General features: G+C 54.6%; 17 protein-coding genes. 6 read left to right on the forward strand and 11 right to left on the reverse strand.

Going from position 1 to position 21171, the window contains the following annotated elements; translation table 11 throughout:
• Positions 1-50 precede the first annotated feature (50 nt).
• From fni to ACEN86_RS18575, 9 genes are all read right to left on the reverse strand, one after another.
• Positions 51-1121 (reverse strand): type 2 isopentenyl-diphosphate Delta-isomerase, encoded by a 1071-nt coding sequence (fni, locus tag ACEN86_RS18535; RefSeq protein ID WP_495634349.1) that lies wholly within the window; start codon positions 1119-1121, stop codon positions 51-53.
• 378 nt (positions 1122-1499) lie between these two features.
• Positions 1500-2984, reverse strand: a complete 1485-nt coding sequence (locus ACEN86_RS18540; protein ID WP_495634350.1) for a phytoene desaturase family protein — start codon at positions 2982-2984, stop codon at positions 1500-1502.
• Complete coding sequence (locus ACEN86_RS18545) at positions 2981-4327, reverse strand: glycosyltransferase family 2 protein (protein ID WP_495631952.1); 1347 nt, start codon at positions 4325-4327, stop codon at positions 2981-2983. Before ACEN86_RS18545 ends, ACEN86_RS18540 begins: the two co-directional genes overlap by 4 nt.
• Positions 4327-5073 carry a lysophospholipid acyltransferase family protein gene (locus ACEN86_RS18550; protein WP_495631953.1) on the reverse strand — a complete coding sequence of 249 codons (747 nt, stop codon included), beginning with the start codon at positions 5071-5073 and terminating at the stop codon, positions 4327-4329. Before ACEN86_RS18550 ends, ACEN86_RS18545 begins: the two co-directional genes overlap by 1 nt.
• Positions 5060-5824, reverse strand: coding sequence for a carotenoid biosynthesis protein (locus ACEN86_RS18555; protein ID WP_495631954.1), 765 nt, complete (start codon positions 5822-5824; stop codon positions 5060-5062). The genes ACEN86_RS18550 and ACEN86_RS18555 overlap by 14 nt, the downstream gene beginning before the upstream one ends.
• Positions 5815-6735: a phytoene/squalene synthase family protein gene (locus ACEN86_RS18560; protein WP_495631955.1), complete on the reverse strand. Its 921-nt coding sequence runs from the start codon at positions 6733-6735 to the stop codon at positions 5815-5817. The genes ACEN86_RS18555 and ACEN86_RS18560 overlap by 10 nt, the downstream gene beginning before the upstream one ends.
• The gene (locus tag ACEN86_RS18565; RefSeq protein ID WP_495631956.1) at positions 6723-8204 is read right to left on the reverse strand and encodes a phytoene desaturase family protein; all 1482 of its coding nucleotides are present in this window, start codon (positions 8202-8204) and stop codon (positions 6723-6725) included. The genes ACEN86_RS18560 and ACEN86_RS18565 overlap by 13 nt, the downstream gene beginning before the upstream one ends.
• Positions 8201-9751 carry a phytoene desaturase family protein gene (locus ACEN86_RS18570; RefSeq protein ID WP_495631957.1) on the reverse strand — a complete coding sequence of 517 codons (1551 nt, stop codon included), beginning with the start codon at positions 9749-9751 and terminating at the stop codon, positions 8201-8203. Before ACEN86_RS18570 ends, ACEN86_RS18565 begins: the two co-directional genes overlap by 4 nt.
• A gap of 194 nt (positions 9752-9945) precedes the next feature.
• Positions 9946-10860, reverse strand: coding sequence for a MerR family transcriptional regulator (locus ACEN86_RS18575; protein WP_495631958.1), 915 nt, complete (start codon positions 10858-10860; stop codon positions 9946-9948).
• A gap of 226 nt (positions 10861-11086) precedes the next feature.
• Here ACEN86_RS18575 and ACEN86_RS18580 point away from each other — a divergent pair, with 226 nt between their 5' ends.
• A complete protein-coding gene (locus ACEN86_RS18580; RefSeq protein WP_495631959.1) occupies positions 11087-12607 on the forward strand; it encodes a phospholipase D family protein in 1521 nt (506 codons plus the stop codon).
• 148 nt (positions 12608-12755) lie between these two features.
• Here the strand turns inward: ACEN86_RS18580 and cls are convergent, their stop codons facing one another.
• Positions 12756-14264 (reverse strand): cardiolipin synthase, encoded by a 1509-nt coding sequence (cls, locus tag ACEN86_RS18585; RefSeq protein WP_495631960.1) that lies wholly within the window; start codon positions 14262-14264, stop codon positions 12756-12758.
• A 196-nt stretch (positions 14265-14460) separates the two neighbouring features.
• Here cls and ACEN86_RS18590 point away from each other — a divergent pair, with 196 nt between their 5' ends.
• From ACEN86_RS18590 to ACEN86_RS18610, 5 genes are all read left to right on the forward strand, one after another.
• On the forward strand, positions 14461-15087 hold the full coding sequence (locus tag ACEN86_RS18590; RefSeq protein ID WP_495631961.1) for a TetR/AcrR family transcriptional regulator: 627 nt from the start codon (positions 14461-14463) through the stop codon (positions 15085-15087).
• On the forward strand, positions 15084-15416 hold the full coding sequence (locus tag ACEN86_RS18595; RefSeq protein ID WP_495631962.1) for a DMT family transporter: 333 nt from the start codon (positions 15084-15086) through the stop codon (positions 15414-15416). The genes ACEN86_RS18590 and ACEN86_RS18595 overlap by 4 nt, the downstream gene beginning before the upstream one ends.
• A gap of 5 nt (positions 15417-15421) precedes the next feature.
• On the forward strand, positions 15422-15736 hold the full coding sequence (locus tag ACEN86_RS18600) for a DMT family transporter (protein WP_495631963.1): 315 nt from the start codon (positions 15422-15424) through the stop codon (positions 15734-15736).
• A 93-nt stretch (positions 15737-15829) separates the two neighbouring features.
• A complete protein-coding gene (locus ACEN86_RS18605) occupies positions 15830-16762 on the forward strand; it encodes a TetR/AcrR family transcriptional regulator (protein ID WP_495631964.1) in 933 nt (310 codons plus the stop codon).
• Between the two features lie 30 nt (positions 16763-16792).
• Positions 16793-20143, forward strand: a complete 3351-nt coding sequence (locus ACEN86_RS18610; protein ID WP_495631965.1) for an efflux RND transporter permease subunit — start codon at positions 16793-16795, stop codon at positions 20141-20143.
• 250 nt (positions 20144-20393) lie between these two features.
• Here ACEN86_RS18610 and ACEN86_RS18615 read toward each other — a convergent pair whose 3' ends face one another.
• On the reverse strand, positions 20394-21089 hold the full coding sequence (locus tag ACEN86_RS18615; protein WP_495631966.1) for a TorD/DmsD family molecular chaperone: 696 nt from the start codon (positions 21087-21089) through the stop codon (positions 20394-20396).
• Positions 21090-21171: the final 82 nt, after the last annotated feature.

The raw sequence follows: 21171 nt of genomic DNA on the forward strand, positions 1-21171 counted from the left end.
CAAGAAAAAAACCAATCCGCGAAGGATTGGCCTATCGGGAAAACCCCGTCCTACTTGCGAATCAGCCGCCCCGTTGTCTTAAGCGCAGCAATATCGGCTGCGCCGATTCCGAACATTGCGGTCCGCAGTTCGAACTCCACCTGGCTGAGCACCTCATCAAGCTGCTGCTCGGAATGGACCGCCGGACCCAGAAGCGCCCGGCCAAAGCCGGCCATGTCCGCGCCAAGCGCAAGGGCCTTGGCGGCATCCACGCCCGTGTGCAGCCCGCCGCTGCCGATGAGAGCACATCCGGGAAGCGCCGTGCGCACCGCCCGGATACACTCCGTCGTCGGGATTCCCCAGCCGGCGAAGGCCTCAGCGGCAAGGCGGCGAACCGGATCGCTGCTGCGGAATTTCTCCACCTGGCTCCACGAGGTGCCGCCAGCGCCGGCCACATCGATGAACGCAGCGCCGGCCTCATGCAGCCGGACGGCGGTGTCAGCATCGATGCCCCAGCCGACTTCTTTTACCCCTACAGGTACATTAAGATTCCTGCACAGCTGCTCAATCCGCTGCAATAACCCGCCAAAGGCCGTATTGCCTTCGGGCTGGAATACTTCCTGCAGTCCATTCAGATGAAGGACGAGCATGTCCGCCTCCGCAATCTCTACGGCCCTCCGGCAGTCATCCAGGCCAAAACTGTAATTCAGCTGCACGGCACCAAGGTTGGCGATGATCGGAATCGTAGGTGCCTTATGCCGTAAGGCAAACGTCGCCGACAGCTCCCCATGCTCTACGGCCGCCCGGACCGAGCCGACGCCCATGGCCCATCCCCGGCGCTCTGCGGCTTCGGCCAGCCGTTCATTGATGCGACCGGCTGTCTCGCTTCCGCCTGTCATTGAGCTTATGAGCAGCGGGGTTCTCAGGCCCCGCTCCAGAAAGCGGGTTCTCAGGCTAATCTTGTCGAAGTCGATCTCCGGGAGTGCATTATGCCGGAAAACGTACTGATTGAAGCCGCTGGTTAAGCCGGCGGCATTGACTTCTTCCTCCAGGCAGATGCGTATATGCTCGGTTTTGCGGCCGGAGGTCAGAGATAGGGCTGCACCTGTCGTGTTATCTTCAGTAAAGGCCGATTGCTGCACTTGACTGCCGCCTGCAGACGTCCCGTCTACCTCTAGGCTGACCATGTTCGGCTCATCCCTCATATCCGGCAGGTCCGCCATATTCTGCATTCCCGGCGTCTTTTCCCTATCTGCATTATGTCCTATGTCAGCCATGCTCGGCTTGTCCATCCTATCTGGTTGATTGGTCAGCCTGGCTGCGCTCGTCCCCCTGCCCGCCAGACTCCTTCTTCTCCGTCCGCCCCGTACGCTAAAACGTTCTTTCATCCGCGCCTCCTACCGGCTGCTGCCGTTCATTACTTGTCTATATCGCAGCATAACATATCCGTGTGTGATTGCTATTATAATTCACCTATAAAGAACTACCTAATCTACATCCTCAGCCTGTGTATTTATGGCTCACCGTGTCTCTTTTGCAATGTAGTCTGCCACCAGCTGCCCAGACAAGGTGACCATGGGAGTCCCTCCGCCTGGGTGTGTCGTGCCGCCCGCGAACCAAAGTCCCTGGATATCCCTGCTGCGGTTAGGGGGGCGAAAGAAAGCCTGACGCATACTATTCGAAGAAATTCCATAGATGGCCCCCCGATAGGCATGCGTATCCGCGGACAGATCAGCCGGGGTGTAGGTCTCCAGAACATCGCCTTGCCGTATTCCCGTTAATCCGAGCCGATCAAGCTTGGTCAGAAGGAACTCGGTGTATGCTTCTTGCTCCACAGTAAAGTCCCAGCTGTCCGACAGATAAGGCGCATTGGCCAAAATGAACAGATTGCTGCCTCCTGCCGGCGCGCCAAATCCGTCCGAATAAGAAGAGTTGCATATATAAATGGCCGGGTCCGATGGAGGCCGCTTGTATTCAAATATATCCTTGAACTCCCGCTGGTAATCGGCCGGAAAGAATACGGTATGGTGAAGCAGCTGCTCATACTTTACAGGAATGCCCGCCATGATGACAAATCCGGATAAGGAGGGCTCATAGGCGGCAATCCTCCGGTCAGACAGAGAAGGCCGGTCCCGGCCCGCGATCAGCTGCGCGGATGCGCTAAGCAGATCCCCATTCATAATAACGAGCGGAGCTTCATAGAAACCCCGGTTCGTCTCCAGTCCCGCTGCACGTCCGCCGCTGACTCTCAGGCTAGTCACCTGCGTTCCCGGCTCAATCCGCACACCCAGCTCCTCAGCCAGCCGCCGGAATCCCCGAATAAGCTCATACGTCCCGCCTTGAACGCCGAATATTCCCTGATCCGCCTCAACATGGGCCAGCATGGCGAATATCGAAGGCGCTTGGTACGGAGAAGAGCCTACATATGTAGCATAACGGCCAAACATCGAGAGCGTATTCGGGTGGGTGAAGTAACGAAGCAGCAGCTTCTGCAGCGTCAGCTGCGGACGGACTCTAAGGAGCCCAAAGATCATATCGGGAGTAAGCTTATCCTTCCAGGACAAGGGAAGTTTATTCAGAAACCGCTCTTGGGCGTAGCGATACAGCTCCCTGGATTCCTGAAGAAAGTCAATATACCGAAGAGCGTCCTGCGGACTGAATCTCCCGATCTGCTCCTGCATGGCCTGTTGATTTGAAGTCAAATCCACCACATTTCCATCTGCAAAAACGTTTCGGGTGCGCGGTTCAAGCGGATAGAGTTTTACGTAATCGTCCATGTTTTTGCCGGCCTGCCTGAACACATTCCTGAATATCTGCGGCATGGTGATCGTGCTGGGCCCGCGGTCGAACTGGTACTCCCCCGCTGTGATCCGCTGCAGCTTGCCGCCAACCTGCTCCTGCTGCTCCAGCACAGTTACCTCATAACCTTGACAGGCGAGCCGAATCGCGCAGGATAATCCTCCAAATCCGGCTCCCACAATCAGTGCCTTCCCTCTCCTTGTCATGAGTAGTGCCTGCCTTTCCATATATAGCCTTGACCGCTGCTCCCCGCTCTCCAGGAAGCCGCCGCAATCGCGATGAACGCTGCCGCGCTGGCGGGCATCAGTATACCTTCCCATATCGGCCTGCCGCTTCGGCCATCACTAACCGCCTTGATCCCCATCCCGAGAATGACCGGGATTGCAGCAAGTCCGGCCGTCTCCCACCAGCCAAGAATGAGCGACAGAATCAGGATAACAGCGGGAAGTACGTAACCCAGCAGGTATCCTGTCATAATGCTTCCAAGCAGGTACCCGCTGCGGGATACACCCTCGTAGATGTTCTTCTTGTACCCATTCCAGACCTGCTGTGCACCGTCATACATTCTCATGTCCGCGTACTCATGAATGGCGCAGAGCAGGACGGGGTCTCCAGCTTCCTTGACCCGCCGGGCCAGCATCATATCGTCCAGCAGGGAGGACGCGATCCCTTCGTGGCCTCCGGCAGCCGTGTAGCTGCCTTGGTGAATGCACATGAAAGCTCCGTGTGCCGCCACGAACCGGGGGTCACGGCTCTGTCTAACCAGACGAATCGGGAGATGACAGGCAATGACCAGAGCCATCATCGGCACGGCAAGCCGCTCCAGCCATGTGCCGGTCTCCTGGCGGGGAAAGCCGGTGATCAGCCCGCGCCCTTGAAAGTCCGCTTCGGCCATTACTGCTTGCAGCGCATCAGGCCGCAGCCGCACATCCGCGTCGAGGAACAGCCACCACGTGCCTTCGGCGGCCTGTGCCAATTGGTGACAGGCATAGGATTTGCCCATCCACCCCGGCGGACGATCTGCTCCCCGGATCACACGAACCCGGGGGTCCCGCCGTGCTGCCGCTTCAGCGATCCTGCCTGTGGCGTCACTGGAGCGGTCGTCAAGGACGATCACTTCCAGCTCCATGCCCCCGGTTCGGCAGCCGAGAACCGAGGATAGACAAGCAGGCAGATTGTTCTCCTCATTCCGTGCAGGTATCAAAACGGAGATCACCGGCACATTCGGGGAAAGGAGGGAAATGTGAGGATGAAGAGAGCCGGGAGCTTGTGAAGTCTGACCAGGTTCCGCCTCTGCTGCAAGCTCTGCTCCTTCTAGTGCATGCCCAGCCCTATCTGCCGAACAACCGATCCTAGGCACTGTATGCCAAGCCTCCGCCGGGGCCAACTCCTTCTCTATCTCCCTATGCTGAGCCTTTCGCACTTCAAGCCCAGCCCCTCGTGCATCATTCTTCCGCAGTGGCAGCCTCGGAAGCTGGGCTGTATTCCAGCATACAAAGATTAGCTGGACAGACAACAGACCTGCCAGAGACATCCATAGTATGTACATTACAGCCCCACCCTTCTTCTGGCATCGTCATAAATCTCGCTTGTTGACCGGCCGGTCTTCAGCAAGGGGACATATCCCCTTGGCGTCTCTCCGCCAGCTTCCAGAATCTCCGCCTTGTGCTGGTTCAACTGGGTCTCCAGGCTGCTGCGGAGCAGCTCGGCAGCGGCGGAAGACTCCATGCTGTGCCACGGCTCCGTAACGGGAATACCCACTTTCATGAAGGCATCCGGCTTCGTCCCCAGGAAAAGTCCATGATACAGCGTAACCGGAATAACGACCGTATCAGGACAGCGCTGCAGCAAATAACCAACGCCGCGGCGGAATTCAACCGGCCGTTGTTCGAGCGGCAGCAGCTCTCCCTGCGGGAACATCCAGACTCTGCCCCCGCTGTGGAGCAGCTGCTCGGTATACCTTAAGGTACTCTTAAGCGAGCCGGGGTTCAGCTTATTAATGGAGAAGGCCCCCAGCTTGCGGAAGAAGCGGTACTTCTGAAGCTGTTCCTCCTCCATCATCATGTAATGATTCCCGGCGGACTGCCTGCGAATCGCGTGGTAGACAAGGAGCCCATCCCACCATGAGCTGTGGTTCATGATATACAGAACCGGGCGCTCCAGCTCCAAATCGGAAGCCGCATAATCGAGCTGACCGCTCAGAGCGATGGAGCGGAAATGCTTTTTCAATAAATAGTGGCGGTTGTACCCGTCAAATAGTCTTTGAAAGGCGGCGGATTTGTCAGCTTGGAGCATGACGGCAGCTCCTCTCGGCCATCAGTATTCCCGCTGCTGCAATTGCGGTGCAGATCCAGAAGTCCTGCCGGAGCGCCACAAGGCCGAACAGGAGTAGAATCATCTGGTACAGAAGCTTGCCCTGCCGAACTCGGGCGGGACTAAGCGGCTCCTGCGGCAGGATACAGGACAGCAGCGCCCCAATCCCGAACCAGCATAGGAAGTTGCTCCATGGCACTCCGTAGAATCCTCCGGCGGATGACCAGTTCCAGTACCCGCTCTGCTGAGCAACGGGATCCAGAACCAGATCGAGCAGCACGGCCCATGCCCCTGTCTCGGCGGCTCTCGCCACTCGGGAAGGGCTTCCCGCAGAGCGCCTGCGCCCACTCATAAGGAATGCATTCACGACAACGGCGATCCAGGCAAAACCTAGAGTCACAGGAACGCCCATAACCAGCGGACCCAGCACATCTGAATAGCTGTAACTGCCGAACAGCCAGCCGCTGTTCACCCCAATCCATTCCACAGCCATACCGCAGAGCCAGATCAAGACGGCTGCAAGCCCGAGATAGACGGGTCTGCGCCTAATGACTGACCGGTCGGACAGTTGGTTATAGACTTCAGCCTTGTATAAGATGCTCAGGGCATACCCTGCATATAGCACCAGGAACAGTCCATTTGAGAACTTCAAACTTACCGGTACCCCCGTGAATATCAGAAGCACGGCTCCTACGCTGTACCAGACCCAAAAGATCCGCGAAATCACAGCCATCCGGCGATGTCTCCCGCCTGCCTCTGAGTGTTGTATCTCGTATAATCCGGCCCGGCTGCCGGTGAACTTCCAAAATGCTTCATTTGCACTCTGCGGTAGATTTGGGATTTGACCCTGTCCTTCACAAAAGCCCGCTTATGAAACACGTCAAACCCATTGTTTTTGACCGAGGTCAGGATCGCTCCATATAGAACTGCCGATAATTCCACCGCAAATGCGCTTTCCGGCGGATAAGCGTCCAGACGCTCCATCCCCTCCTGCAGCCACTTGGCCGCAAGCTGCTCCAGATCAAGAATCAGCGAGATCCACTTTCCATTAATCTCGCCGCGCAGCAGCTCATCCTGGGTGTAGCCGTGGCGAACCATAAGCTCAAGCGGGATATACCTCCGGCCGCGCGCGAGGTCTTCTCCGACATCTCTAACGATGTTCACAATCTGCATCGCCTTGCCGAGTGCGATACCGGATTCTTTTACCGCCTCGTTGTTCTCATCGTCCGTATCCCGCAGTACAGGCAGCAGCATCTCCCCTACGGTTCCGGCGACCAGGTAGCAATAACGCTCCAATTCTTTCATCGTATTATAGTGGGTAAAGGACAAGTCACTCTGCTGCCCCTCCATCTGACGCAGGAACGGCTCCTTCGTGAGTCTTGGGAAAGAGGCGAACAGCCAGCGCAGAGCCGGCCAGATAAAATGACCTTCCGCCTTTCTCAAATTCATAAGCCGCACTCTCAATTCCTCCAGGGTATAAGGAGAGTGTTCCGGTTCATCGACACTGTCGTCAATCATCCGGCAGAACGCATAGATGGTGAACACCGCCTCGCGGCGCGGACTCGGCAGCCCCTTAAAGGCTTCATAGAATGAGGAGGACCTCTCCCTCATCAGATCTTCACACTGTTTCATTAGGGTATCCATTCGATTCCCATCTCCTTTAACATTTGCTCGGATGCCATTCTGGCTCCCTGCATGACGATCGGAACCCCGCCGCCTGGATGAATCGAAGCGCCCGCTGCGTATAGTCCACGGATGCTGTAGGGCTGAGGCTGCGGCCTGTAGACCCCGGATTGCCTAAGTACCGGAGCAATCCCGAAGCTGCCGCCCCCGTACAGTCCGTCTGCTGCGGCATCCTCCGGCGTGCGGACCCTGCGCCAGGCTATCGCCTGCCTCAGGCCCGGGAAGCCCCGCTGCTCCGCGTTCTCCAGAACCCGGTCAACGAGCGGCCCCGCCGCTTCGGACCAGTTCAGTCCGGGCAGATCGGGAGGAACCGGGATAAGCATATAGAGGACACTCTCCCCAGGCGGCGCTGCCTCTTCATCAAGCGCAGCCGGGTTAAATACATAATAAGAAGGATGACTGGGAATACGTCCCTGCTTAAAGATCTCGTACATATTATTCATCAAGGACTCCGGCAGGAAGAACTGGTGTGCTCTCCGCTCAGCCCATCGGCGCTTAACACCCAGATAGACCAGCACACAGCCGGAGGAGGGCTTGAACATTCTCTTGCGGGAGGTCGTCTCGCCTTCTCCAAGCAGCGCCCCTAGCCCCGGAAATTCGCCGTTGTAGAGGACAGCATCATATTCCTGCTGCTCTCCATCCACTACTACGCCGCGGCAGACACCCTCTTTTACGACTAATCGCTCAATCCGGCTGCCAAGCTTCACAGCTCCTCCCCGTGCCCGGAGCTCCTCTTCGAGCAGGGCGGGCAGCGATGCGTACCCGCCCTTCAGCATCCAGACCCCGAAGGCATGCTCCGCATAGGGCAGCATGGTATAAATGCCGGGCGTCTGATGCGGAGCCCCGCCGATATACAGGCTCTGCAGCGAGAAGGCATCCTGGACTTCGCTTGTGCGAAAGTACCCGGACGCAGAGGCCCGCAGGCTCTGGTACGCCCGAAGCCTCCACATCAGCCGCAGATTGTCCGGGGTGAAGAAGTCGCGCTGGCGGGGAAAGGAACGTTCCAGGAACGAGGCTCTCCCTACGGGATAGAGCTGCCCCATCCGGTCCATGAAGCGGTTAAACCCTGCTTCTTCGCCCGGAAAGACCCGCGCTAGCTCTGCGCTCATCGCCTCCCGCTCCCGGTATTTCGTCAGCATCCTGCCGCTGGCATAATGAATGTCATACAGGGGCTCGCATGGAAGCAGGGTAATCCGGCTCCGTGAGACACCGGCCTCCTCCAGTAGCGACCCAAGCATATCCGGCAGCAGAACGATGGTCGGTCCCTGATCAATTCTGTAGGCCCCCTCCTGCTCAAAGGCAAGGCGGCCACCCACCTCTTTCTTCTGCTCATACAGCGTCACATCCACACCATGCCGGTTCAGCATAAGGGCAGCGGTCAATCCCCCAATTCCACCGCCAACCACAGCTGCCCGCTTCATCCGCTTCATAAGGCGCTTCCTTTTCCGGATAGAGCAGGAGTACGGGTCCCAGCCGTCTTAAGCTCTTCATCCTGCTGCATCAGCATGGAGACACTGATCTTCGCGGATTCAAAAATAGTCGGCAGTCCGCTCCCCGGATGAGTGCCTCCCCCAACCAGCCACACCCCGTCCGCTTCCTCGAACTTGTTGTGCGGACGCAGCAGCATCATCTGGTTCAGCGAATGGGCCAGATTGAAGGTAGCTCCCTGGTACACATGAAGCTGCTCTTCCCAGTCCTGGGGCGTGAAGAATAACTCCTGCTCGATTCTCTCCCTAATCCCGGCAAGCTGGGGAATCCTCTCCAGCCGTTCCAGCACGGATTCACGGTAAGCAGGTCCTTCCTTGGACCAATCGGTGTCCCCTGTCAGGTTCGGAACCGGAACCAGTACATACAGCGACGATTTGCCTGGTGGTGCAAGCGTGGAATCAAGCACGGACGGATTGTGGATATACAGCGAGAAGTCGCCCGATAGCTGCTTGCGGCGTGTAATATCCTCTACATTCCGGCGGTAGTCGTCTGCGAAATACACCGAGTGGTGCGGCAGCTGGATCTCCCCGTCGACGCCTAAGTACATCATGCAGGTAGACAGCGAGTACGACTTGCGCGAGAGCTTATCCGGCGTATATTTCTTAAGCTCTCCCGGTTCGAACAAGCGGTTCATGGCAGCTGCAAAGTCGGCATTCAGAACGACGTGGTCGGCCTGAATCGTCTCTCCGCTGTCCAGAAGTACGCCCTCGGCCCGCCCATTTCGGGTGATTACACGCTTCACTCCTGTGGACAGCCGGATCTTTCCGCCATATTCCCGGATAATCCCGGCCATCGCCTCGAATACCTGATTGATCCCGCCGATCGGGTGGAACAGCCCATAGCGGTGCTCCAGATAGGAGAGAATCGTGAACGTTCCCGGGCAATCCCAAGGGGACATGCCCAGGTATTTGGCCTGGAACGTGAACGACAGCTTCAGCCGCTCATCCCGGAAATACCGGGACAGCCGGTCATATACTGTCTCCGTAAGATGCAGCCTCGGCAGCGCCTTGAATATATCTGCCTTGAAATAATCCCTTAGCGAAGTAAAAGGCCTCTGAAGAAGCGGCATCACGCGGCCAAATTTGATCTCTTCTTCCTTCATGAACCGCCGATAACCGGCTTCTTCTCCCGGGAACAGCTCTGCAATGGAAGCTGCCGTGGCCTCAGGATCGGCTGAAGGGGTAAATACCATATCTCCAAAATGCAGCGCGTACAAAGGGCTAAGCTCCTTCATGACCACGTAGTCACCAAGTGAGCGGCCCGCTGCGGTAAATAATTCTTCTAACAGGTGCGGCATCATCAGGAAGGTTGCTCCGCGATCGAAGTGATACTCTCCCAGCGTAATCCTGGACGAGCGGCCTCCGACACGGTCGTTCTTCTCCAGCACCTCAACTTCATAGCCTTGACTCGCCAGCAGCATCGCAGCTGCAAGACCTCCCGGTCCGGCCCCTACTACGACCGCACGCCTTGCGATAGGGTGATGGGCCATATCCCGGCCACCTCTTTCCTGTCTATTCTTTAGACGAAGATTATACAAATATCATACAAATATTATACCTCGTTGTAAATGATGAATCTTTCTTCTTATATGCGGCTAATTTGCGGACGCAAAAAAGCCTCCACACCCGAATGTGTACCTCTGTCTAAGTGACAGTGGCAATGAACAGGTAAGGAGGCTTGCGTTTATTCAGATGTCTTGTGAACCAGCGACTCTAACCAGTCTTTCCATTCCTCGGCCGGCAGCTTAATAACCGACTCCGGATACTTGCATTTGGGTGCCCGTTCATAAGCCTTGCCCCCAAGCGCCATCGTGATATGGGGACAAGCCGCCTTCAAACGGCCGACCAACTCGTCAGTCTCTTCGATTAGAGACGGATCCGTCAGAGACAGACAGACTAGTGAAATGTCCTGATTGCTGATAATCCGGACCAAATCGTCCTCCGGGGTATCCGCACCCAGATAGAGGACCTCTACGCCATGCTTGCGCAGGAACAGAGAAAACAGCAGGAGGCCTACCTGATGCCGCTCGCCCGGCGGACAGAAGGACAGTGCCTTGGGCATCAGATGATGGATGGGGAACAGGTGGAAGAATTGAAAAAAACGCTGGGATATAAGCTGGGTCATGTAGTGCTCCTGCGCGACACTCGCCCGCCCGTGCTCCCAGGCATCTCCCACCCTGATCAATACGGGCACCAGCACATGGTAGAACATGGCATCATAGCCGTACAGAGAGAAGCCGAAATCGATCAGCGCGTTCGCCCTCTCGCCCTGAAAGGAATGCAGCGCCTGATAGATCTGCTCCTCCATCTTGGCGTAGGCCGTCTGATCGCCTACCTTGGGATGCTCCTGCAGCAGCATAGAGGCCTCATCCTGCTCTTTCTTGCGGCTTTTAAGCATTTTGACGGCCTGTGAAATACTTGCCCCCTGCTCCTCAACCTGCCCCTTAAGCCATTTCAAATCTTCCACATTCTCTTCTGTATATAAGCGGTATCCCGCATCCGTACGTTCGGGAATTACCGCCTCATAGCGGTTCTCCCATGCACGAATCGTAACCGTTGGAATATTCAGCATCGCTGATACTTGTTTGATCGAGTACAACCCTTTCACTCCACTCTGGTTCTTTTTCCGTGACTGTCCTTCTTCTTGTTCCAGCATACCAAACATTGTACAAAAAAAGTACATTCATTATACACCCAGAGAGCGTCAGGGCAACATATTATTATTTCGGCTGCGGATAGAGCCTGTTTTCCAACTGTTGGATTGCTTCAACAGTACTGCAATTACGTTAATAGGAAATAATAAGCAGAAGAGGAGGAAGAGGACTATGGCGTCTATATTCAAACAGCATACCCCACCACCCCGTCGTTCCGGGAAAAGACGCTTTTTCAGGGGTTTCCTTATCGCTCTTGTAGTGCTCATTGCATGGCTGGCCGCCGTGATGATCTATCAGACTCATAAGCCCCTTCCCGCGGGAACTTCTTATGAGAGCCCCCTATACAGCGTAGACAATGTGGATTTCTTCTATGATCTGACCTACCCGGACGGTAAGGGCGGCGTCCGCCAGGAGCGGCATATCGTTGACCGGATGCTTCAGATGATTGGCGAAGCCCGTGAATATGTAGTGCTCGATCTGTTCCTGTTCAATGATTATGTACATAAAGGTCAGAGCTATCCCGATGTGAGCGGAGAAATGACCCGCAGGCTGCTGGCACAGAAAAAGAAATATCCCCAGCTCAAAATCGTATTCGTGACGGACGAGATCAATACGAATTATGACTCCGCCCCTAACCCCCTGTTCGAGCAGCTTAAGCAGGCTGGGGCTCAGGTCATTATTACAGATGTTAATCCGCTGAGGGACTCGACCCCGGCCTATTCGGCTGTATGGCGGACGTTCTTCCAGTGGTTCGGACAGTCGGGCACAGGCTGGATTCCGAATCTTATGGCTTCGGATGCACCTGATATAACAGCGCGTTCGTATCTGAAATTACTTAATGTGAAGGCCAACCACCGAAAAGTTATCGCTACCGAGAACAGTGCGCTGATCTCCTCGGGCAACGTGCACAATGCCAGTGCACTGCACTCCAATATCGCTTTTGAAGTACGCGGAGATATTACCCGGGATATCCTCGCTAGCGAACAAGCCGTAGCTGACTTCTCCGGCGGAGGGACTCTGCCGAAATGGAACGGCTCTTCTTCTTCGGCCAAGCCTTCCGACAAGCCGGCTGGTTCATCCGAAGCTGCTTCAGCCCCCCTGCAGATCCGATATCTGACCGAGGGGAAGATTTATAAGTATCTGCTCCAGTCGATTAAGGAGACGAACAAAGGAGATACCTTGTGGATGGGAATGTTCTACCTGGCGGATACGCAGGTCATGAAGGAGCTGGTCGAGGCCGGACATCGCGGAGTTCAGATCCGGTTGATCCTCGATCCGAACCAGAATGCATTCGGTCAGGAGAAGATCGGACTTCCCAACCGTCCGGTGGCGGAAGAGCTGCTGGGGCGGTCTGGTCAGAATATGCAGATTCGCTGGTATAACACTACGAAAGAGCAGTACCATACGAAGCTGCTCTATATCGCCAAGCCAAAGGGCCCCAGCATCATCATGGGCGGCTCAGCGAACTTTACAGCCCGCAATCTGAATGATCTGAATCTCGAGAATGATCTCTGGATAGCCGCGCCGAAGGGCAGCAGACTGACCCAGGAGCTGGACCACTACTTTGGCCGGATCTGGTACAACGAAGGGGCTGAGTTCAGCCTGGACTTCAGTGCATATCATGAGCGCTCTGTCTGGTTCAAGGATGTATTGTACCGGCTCCAGAAAGCCCTGGGATTCACGACGTATTGAAGATGTTTCATTTGAACTCCATTTGAGTGTCGTTCGAGCGCCCGTGCAAGCGGCATTTTCCCAACCCTATCGCAAATAAATGGCCGCCCCAATAGGGACGGCCATCTTTAGGTTATGCAATTCCGCGGCTTCACTAGCCATGTCTTCCCTAAAGCAGCGGTGACATCAGCCGGGCTGCCGATTCCATAAGGCGGACAACGACGCGCTTCTTCATGAAGGCTTTTCTCTCAATCAGCTTGGTAGAATGCAGATCCCGCTCGAAGTCCTCAACGATTTTGCGGACACTGTCGCTTTGAACCAGAAGTGTACTGACCTCAAAGTTAAGGTGGAAGCTCCGCATATCCATATTCGCCGTGCCGACCGAGGCCACTTCTCCATCCGCAATGAGCAGCTTCGCGTGCAGAAAGCCCTTCTCATATTCATAGATCTTCACACCAGCTTCAAGCAGAGATGGGAAGTAGGAATGGGAGGCCAGATAAGGCAGCCATTTGTCCGGCTTCGCCGGGAACAGGATACGTACATCGAGACCCGAGATTGCCGCTACGCGCAGAGCGGTCAGCAGATCTTCGTCCGGTATGAAATAAGGTGTTGCCAACCATACGGACTCTTTGGCCGAGGTAATGATGGAGAAGAAGATATCCTTGAGAGAACGGTTCGGATTGTCCGGACCGCTGGGGACGATTTGAACGGCACCGCTGCAGCCCCGCTCAAGCTCGGGCGACAGATATTCCAGGCCGAGAATCTTCTCGCCGGTGACGTACTTCCAGTCCTGGAGAAAAATAATCTGCAGCGATCTCACCGCTTCTCCCTTCACAAGCATATGGGTATCCCGCCAGAAGCCGTACGTCTTGCTCCGGCTTAAGTACTCATCCCCGACATTCAGGCCGCCCATGAAGGCCGTGTTCCCGTCGATTACGACGATTTTGCGGTGATTGCGGTAGTTCACCCGGCTGGACAAGGCCAGGAACCGGACTTGCCCGTAAATGCCGATCTGAATCCCGGCTTCCCTCATTTCATTCAGGAAGACCTTGGACAGGCCGATGCTCCCCACCGCATCGAACATAAAGCGGACCTCCACGCCCTCCCTTGCCTTCTCAATAAGGGTCTGCTGAATTTCGCGGCCAATCTCATCCGCACGGTAGATATAGTACTCCATGTGAATATGATGCTTCGCCATCTTCAGCTCCTTCAGCAGCGAGGAGAACGTCTCCTCGCCGTTGGTGAGTATGCGCGTACGCGTGGCCATGGAGAACGGGGTGCGGGCGATTTTGTGAGACATCTTAAGCAGCTTCTGCTGTCCAGGGGTGAAGGCCGACAGATCGAAAGCCGCATGCAGGTTATTGTTATCAATCATTTCATAAGCTTTCTGGTCGTTCATCGCTTTCTTGTCGAACTTCCTCCGCTTGAAGTAATTCTGGCCAAGCAGGAAATAGAGAATCAAGCCAACCACCGGCAGAAGAACTAGCAGCAGGATCCACGCCAAAGTGCTGGAAGGATTCCGGTTCTCCATAAAGATGGCAAGCCCCACCGTAATAACCGTCAGCGTCTGAAAGACACTGACCAGCGTGCCTCCGAACTTGCCGAAGAATCCAAAGCCTAAAAAATAAAAGGCAAATAAAATTGCCGTAATGAGTATGATTTGCAAGCCACGTCTCATGCATGATCTCCTTTTCTTCGATGGATCGCCTTTCCAGACATACTTCCATTTTACATGAACCTGACTATTCTTCCTAACCCTATTCCACCTTAATTAATATATCGATATAAGTTGTCTGAACCTTACACGCCTTGACAGTAATAAGCATATGTGAAAGAATCAACCTACCGATCGTTAGGAAGGTAGGTATACATTCATGTCAATTGGTAAACGGCGAATACTGGAGGCCGCCCTTGCCCAGTTCGCAAGGGACGGCTACGAAGGCGCCTCCCTGCAGCATATCGCTGAGGCGGCCGGCATCAAGAAACCGTCCATTTACGCCCATTTCAAGGGCAAAGAGGATCTATTCCTGAGTGTGCTCAACCGCGTGTTCAAGGAGGAAAGGCACCGGATCGTGCATTTTTTCCTGAGCCGTCAAGGTGACCCGCTGGAGGAAAGGTTGCGGGGTCTATTCCTGATGTTACAGGAAGAATATGAGCGGAATAAGGATACGAAATTCGTGATGCGGATGCTCTTTTTCCCGCCACATGCCGTATATGAAGAGGTCACCCATATCATCTATCCATTCCTGGATTCTCTGGAGAGCAAGCTGATCAAGCTTATGGAGTCAGAATCCCGCATAGGTACATTCACGGTTATGGACATCCACCAGGCAGCTATTGCCTATATGACCTTGGCAGACGGGATCATGGTGGAGCTGCTGTATTCGCAGCCTGAAAGATCCAAGAAACGTCTTCAGGCCGCATGGCCTATCTACTGGGCCGGAATTACCGGCGGCAGAGCCGGATTGATGAATCAGGATCAGAAGGAGACAAGCATATGAACAGACACTGGCTTTACGTCCTATTGGGCGGAATTATAGAGGTAGTATGGGTAAGCGGGCTTAAGCACGCCGATACCTGGTGGTATTGGTTAATTACCGGAGCGGCTATTGCGCTCAGCTTCTGGCTGATTATTGAAGCTTCCAGACGGCTCCCGGTCGGGACCGTCTATGCTGTTTTTACAGGTATAGGCACAGCAGGTACGGTCATCACGGAAATGGTTGTCTTCGGCGAGCCCTTCAGGTGGTCGAAGACTCTGCTGATTGCACTGCTCCTGGCTGGGGTAATCGGCCTGAAGCTGATGTCGGACAACACACATGAGGAGGCGTAATCGTAATGGCCTGGATCGCTCTTATTATCGCCGGGTGCTGTGAAGTATTCGGTGTCATTGGAATCAAGCAGGTTACCCTGCGAGGGAATCTGCTGTCCTATGGTCTACTGGGGATCGGATTTCTGTGCAGCTTCTCCCTGCTCTCTTACGCGATGACTACTCTGCCTATGGGAACAGCCTATGCTGTATGGACGGGAATCGGCACGGTCGGAAGCGCCTTGGTAGGAATGTTCTTATACAAGGAACCTAAGGAGTGGCGAAGACTCGTCTGCATCGCTGTCATTCTGGGGTCATCCGTGGGACTTAAGCTGATTCACTAGAACAAATTTGTATCCGGGAATTAGAGTGTAATATACTGTAAATGACTAAGTGGTCAGATGAAGAACCCAATGGTCAGAAAGGAGTCTAAGCAGTTGTCTGAGAAAGCGGCGGATAAAAGAAAATACATCATTCGTACAGCCATGGAGCTGTTCTCGGTCAAGGGATCCTCGGCAACCTCCATGCAGGAAATCGCCGAGCATTGCGGAATGTCCAAGGGGAGCTTGTACCTCCACTTCAAGTCAAAGGTGGAACTGGAGATCAGCATCTACAACCACTGTTATCAAATGCTTCAGGAACACCTGATTGAGGTCGATCAACAGACCGGTCTATCAGCGAAGGAAAGCCTTCGGAAGCAGATTGAGGTCCTGCTCAGCCTGGTGCTGGAGCTGCGGGAATTTCTTCTGATGCAGCTTCGGGACTGGGTAACCCACGGCAAGAAGAACATGGAGCCGCAGTGTGTGAAGGACAACAATCTCATGCTGCTCAATTGGGCGCAGACTAGGCTTGAGCGTGTCTACGGCTCCGCGATTGCTCCTTATGCTGCGGATCTTACCTTGTTCCTCCATGGCTCGTTCGGTTCCTATATACGACTGCTATTTGATCCAAGAATCAGCATAAGTATACAGCAAATGTCCGAGCACCTGATGTTCGCACTGGATCAATTGAGTGAAGGATTCCTGCAGAAGCGCCCGCATCCTCTTTTCTCATCAGAGATGCTGGAACAGTGGGCACATGAGGGAATCTCGGGATTGGCTTCGGACCAGCACCCGCTCCAAGTCATCAAATCCATGAAGAATAGGGTGAAGAATCTCAGCCTGCCTGCTGAGCGCAAGGAAGAGGTGCTGGACTCGCTGCACATTCTGGAACAGGAAATTGTGGAGCTCCAGCCCCGGCGCGTAATTCTGCAGGGGATGCTCAGGAATCTGGAGAACATTCCGGAGCTTGAAGAGAAGTTCAGAGAGTTGGAAGCTGCCATGCTTCTACATACGAATTCAAGACAAGGCCCGTCACGCACGGGTGATTAGAGAGAAAATGAGAGGAGAAGTTACCTACGTATGAAAGGAATTATTAATTTCTCACTGCGAAACAAATTCGCGGTCTGGCTGCTAACCATCATTGTTGTAGCCGCAGGTCTGTACAGCGGACTTACCATGAAGCAGGAGACGATCCCGAATATCAATGTGCCATACTTAAGCATCTCGGCCGTGTATCCAGGTGCAGCACCCGAGAATGTGGTAGAGGAGATTACCAAGCCTCTGGAGCAAAGACTGCGGAATGTGGAAGGCATCAAGACCATTACGTCCACCTCCATGGAGAATGCCTCATCTATTATTCTTGAGTTTAACTATGGAGCAAATCTTGACAACGCTTCGGCGGCCGTACGGGAAGCGCTCAACAGCGTAACGCTTCCGGACGGTGCCCAGAAGCCGCAAATTACCCGCTTCAGCCTAAGTTCTCTGCCTGTCATCTCACTCAGCCTGAATGCCAAGAACGGCAATAGTCTGGAGAACCTGACCCGGACAGCCGAGAATGATGTTAAGCCTGCACTGGAGAAGCTGGAAGGCGTAGCTTCCGTCCAGGTAGCCGGTCAATATGTGAAGGAAGTTCAATTGAAGTTCAATCAAGACAAGCTTAAGGAACTCGGCCTTACCGAGGATACGGTAAAAGGGGTCGTGCAGGCTTCGGCCGTTCGTGTCCCGCTCGGCTTGTTCGAGATGGATAAATCTCAGAAGGCTGTCGTTGTGGATGGAGCCATCACCACAGTGGAAGACCTGAAGAATGTAACCATTCCCGTAACTCCAGGCGGCGGAGCCGCTGGGCAGAGCTCTGCGGCGGGCGGCGCTGGCGCACAAGGCGCAGCAGGCCAGAGCAATGCCGCTAGCGGCGCTGGCGCGCAAGGCGCAGCAGGCCAAGGCACTGCTGCGAGCGGCGCTGGTGCACAGGGCGCAGCGGGCCAAGGCACTGCCGCGGGCGGCGCTGCGAACGCGGGCAATGCCGGTGCTGGGCAGACGGCTGCGCAAGGTACCGCCGGAGCAGCCGGGATCCAAGCTGCAGCAGTACCTGCATCCATACCTACAGTTAAGCTGTCGGACGTAGCCACGATTAATGTCGTGGGCAAAGCCGAATCCATTTCCCGTACCAACGGCAAGGAATCCATTGGGATCCAAATTGTAAAATCCAATGATGCCAATACGGTAGATGTCGTTAACAAAGTCAAGGACAGAGCGGCATCGCTGAAGTCCGAATTCAAGGATCTCGATCTCACCATTCTGATGGATCAAGGCAAGCCGATTGAGGACTCCGTGAACACCATGCTTAGCAAAGCGGTGTTCGGTGCCTTGTTCGCGGTGCTGATCATTCTGATCTTCCTGCGCAATATCCGCTCTACCATCATTTCGATTATCTCAATTCCACTGTCGCTGCTCATTGCCGTACTGGCTCTGCGTCAGATGAATATCACACTGAACATGATGACCCTTGGGGCCATGACCGTAGCCATTGGGCGGGTAGTCGACGACTCTATCGTCGTCATCGAGAATATCTACCGGCGTCTCTCCCTGACCGGCGAGAAGCTTAAGGGCAGCGAACTCATCCGCGAAGCGACGCGCGAGATGTTCATCCCGATCGCGTCATCCACGATCGTTACGATTGCGGTATTCCTGCCGCTAGCCTTCGTTAGCGGTATGGTGGGCGAGCTGTTCACCCCATTCGCACTTACGATGGTGTTCTCGCTGCTCGCGTCCCTGCTGGTGGCTATTACCCTGGTGCCAGCACTCGCTCATACCTTGTTCAGAAATGGTCTTAAGAAGACCCATGATCCCGAAGAGAAGCCAGGGGCGCTGGCCCGCGGCTATCAGAAGGTACTGAACTGGGCTCTGTCCCACAAGCTGATTACCTTCGGAGCAGCAGTTCTGCTTCTGATTGGCAGCTTGTTCCTGACCAAATACATCGGTACCAGCTTCATGCCGGAGCAGTCCGAGAAATATGTAATGGTCACCTATTCACCAGCGCCAGGCGATACGCGTGAGGATGTCGAGCAGCGTGCGCTGAAGGCCGAGAAGTTTATTTTGAAGCAGCCAGGTTTGGATAAAATACAGTATTCAGTCGGGGGCACCAATCCGCTTAGTCCCGGCCCTTCCAACTCCGCCTTGTTCTATGTGATCTATAAGGAAGACACCAAGAAGTTTGAAGATGTGAAGAAGAAGCTGGTCGAGGATCTGAAGGTACAGGTCCCTGACGGAACCTGGAAAGAAATGTCCGGCATGAGCGGCGGCATGGGCGGCAGCAAGCTCGCCGTACAGGTCTTTGGCGACAATCTGAAGCAGATCCAGCCGGTATCGGATCAGATCCTCAAATGGGTAAATGAAGACAAGGCTCATTTCGACAAAGGCGACTCCAGCTTGTCCAAAGCCTATGATCAGTACACCCTGGTCGCCAATCAGGAGAAGCTAAGCTCGCTTGGCCTTACGGCCGGACAACTAGCTATGAAGCTCAGTCCGCAGCGTGAGCGCCCGGTTCTGACCGAGGTTCAGATCGACAACAAAGACTACAAAGTATATATCGAAGCCGACAATAAAACGTACAAGAGCCTGCAAGACATCGAGAACGAAACGCTAATGTCTCCACTTGGCAAGGAAGTAGCGATTAAGGATGTTGCAAAAGTAGAGAAAGGCATCTCACCTAACTCCATCATGCGTATTGACGGCAAAATGGTGATCGAGGTGAGTGCCAACATCATCTCTACAGACGTTAGCAGCGCCTCCAAAAGCCTCCAGGACAAGGTTAACGCCTACGACAAGCCGGATGGCGTCACTGTGGAATTCGGCGGTGTCACTGCCCAGATCAACGACACCTTCACCCAACTAGGTCTGGCCATGGCGGCCGCGATCGCGATCGTATACTTCGTGCTCGTAGTCACCTTTGGCGGCGGGCTTGCGCCTTTCGCCATCCTGTTCTCGCTGCCATTCATTGTCATTGGCGCACTGATCGCTCTACTGATCGGCAAAGAGACCCTGAATGTATCCTCGCTTATGGGAGCGCTCATGCTGATCGGGATCGTGGTTACGAACGCCATCGTCTTGATCGACCGTGTTATTCATAAGGAGCGTGAGGGCCTCTCGACACGCGAAGCACTTCTGGAAGCGGGAGCAACCCGGCTTCGTCCGATTCTGATGACCGCTCTAGCCACGATTGGCGCTCTGCTGCCGCTGGTCTTCGGCCTTGAGAACAGTGCGGGAATCATCTCTCGCGGCCTCGGCATCACGGTTATTGGGGGACTTATCAGCTCGACCCTGCTGACCCTCGTCATCGTGCCGATTGTGTATGAGTTCCTGATGAAGCTCCGCAGAGGCGGCAGATCCAAATCTGCAGCCAATACCAAAGCCAAAGCCGCAGCCAAAGCTTAAGATTCGAATGAAGATCAACTGCTCTTCATTCGGAAGTGAAGAGCGATAATAAGAAAGGGCCGTATCCCAAGTAGATGACTCTACAAGGGATACGGCCCTTTCTCATATATAACTAGCTTCCACTTCTCCAGCACGGAATCTCCGCTGCTGGTCCATACTAGCAAGGTAAGGTCTATTACGCGGACCATGCCTCAGCTTACGGCTGCCATTCACGAGTGTCACCCAGAAGCTGCCCTAGCGCTATTCTCAATCACGAACTCAGCGCGGCTCTCCAAGAACGCAGCATCTCCAGATCCCTTGGAAGAAAGTCGGACATCAGTACGGACAAGCCTTGATACAGCGGGGTTCTTGCCTCTCTGTGCAGCGACTCCGCGAAGGCGGGCGCCCACTGAAGCAGATGCGACTCCAGGAACCAGAGCTGCATGTCGGCAAGCTCTGTGCATTTATTCTTAACGCAGCCAGCCACAAGCATCCGATCTGCTAGCACCGACATGAATTCAAGCTCAATCGCCATATGATCGTCCCGCTCGTTGTGCAGCTTGTTGAACACAACCCCGCACTCACAATAGACTGTTCCGAGCCCAGAGGTTTGCCTCAAGGCTTCTAGCCCCTCCTCTCTTGCCCGAAATACTCCTTCTGTAAAAGGCAGTACGGCCTGACTCCCTATGAACAGTCTCATATATTCATCCGCTTCCTCATAACATACCTGCCGAAGCTTTCTCTCATCGATACTTTCCAAATAACCCTTCAGCATCCGGGCTCCCTCACCCGATATAACGGGTCCCTTCAGCTTCCCTTGACGGCGGTACTGTGCGATTAAGGAAAGACGCGGCTCACGTCCAAGAAAATCAACCAGCAGCTGGTACACCCAGCCTCTTCGTTCCAGCCACAGCATCTGCTCCTCGCTTGCAGTAACCCCATTCCCGAACACGGTCGTTGTCATCATAAGTCAGCTCCCTAAATTCACTTATAGGTAGAGATACCGCCTTCTTTCCCTCTGATTGACGACGTCTCTTCTCCTTCATTAT

This window comes from Paenibacillus sp. Paensp111, assembly GCF_059492195.1.

What these genes read in the sequence shown, in the direction of transcription:
- ACEN86_RS18610 (WP_495631965.1), top strand. Translation starts at nt 16,793, where the DNA reads ATGAAAGGAATTATTAATTTCTCACTGCGAAACAAATTCGCGGTCTGG.
- ACEN86_RS18595 (WP_495631962.1), top strand. Translation starts at nt 15,084, where the DNA reads ATGAACAGACACTGGCTTTACGTCCTATTGGGCGGAATTATAGAGGTA.
- cls (WP_495631960.1), bottom strand. Translation starts at nt 14,264, where the DNA reads ATGAGACGTGGCTTGCAAATCATACTCATTACGGCAATTTTATTTGCC.
- ACEN86_RS18540 (WP_495634350.1), bottom strand. Translation starts at nt 2,984, where the DNA reads ATGACAAGGAGAGGGAAGGCACTGATTGTGGGAGCCGGATTTGGAGGA.
- ACEN86_RS18615 (WP_495631966.1), bottom strand. Translation starts at nt 21,089, where the DNA reads ATGATGACAACGACCGTGTTCGGGAATGGGGTTACTGCAAGCGAGGAG.
- ACEN86_RS18590 (WP_495631961.1), top strand. Translation starts at nt 14,461, where the DNA reads ATGTCAATTGGTAAACGGCGAATACTGGAGGCCGCCCTTGCCCAGTTC.
- ACEN86_RS18550 (WP_495631953.1), bottom strand. Translation starts at nt 5,073, where the DNA reads ATGCTCCAAGCTGACAAATCCGCCGCCTTTCAAAGACTATTTGACGGG.
- ACEN86_RS18580 (WP_495631959.1), top strand. Translation starts at nt 11,087, where the DNA reads ATGGCGTCTATATTCAAACAGCATACCCCACCACCCCGTCGTTCCGGG.
- ACEN86_RS18600 (WP_495631963.1), top strand. Translation starts at nt 15,422, where the DNA reads ATGGCCTGGATCGCTCTTATTATCGCCGGGTGCTGTGAAGTATTCGGT.
- ACEN86_RS18555 (WP_495631954.1), bottom strand. Translation starts at nt 5,824, where the DNA reads ATGGCTGTGATTTCGCGGATCTTTTGGGTCTGGTACAGCGTAGGAGCC.
- ACEN86_RS18545 (WP_495631952.1), bottom strand. Translation starts at nt 4,327, where the DNA reads ATGTACATACTATGGATGTCTCTGGCAGGTCTGTTGTCTGTCCAGCTA.
- ACEN86_RS18560 (WP_495631955.1), bottom strand. Translation starts at nt 6,735, where the DNA reads ATGGATACCCTAATGAAACAGTGTGAAGATCTGATGAGGGAGAGGTCC.
- ACEN86_RS18570 (WP_495631957.1), bottom strand. Translation starts at nt 9,751, where the DNA reads ATGGCCCATCACCCTATCGCAAGGCGTGCGGTCGTAGTAGGGGCCGGA.
- ACEN86_RS18565 (WP_495631956.1), bottom strand. Translation starts at nt 8,204, where the DNA reads ATGAAGCGGATGAAGCGGGCAGCTGTGGTTGGCGGTGGAATTGGGGGA.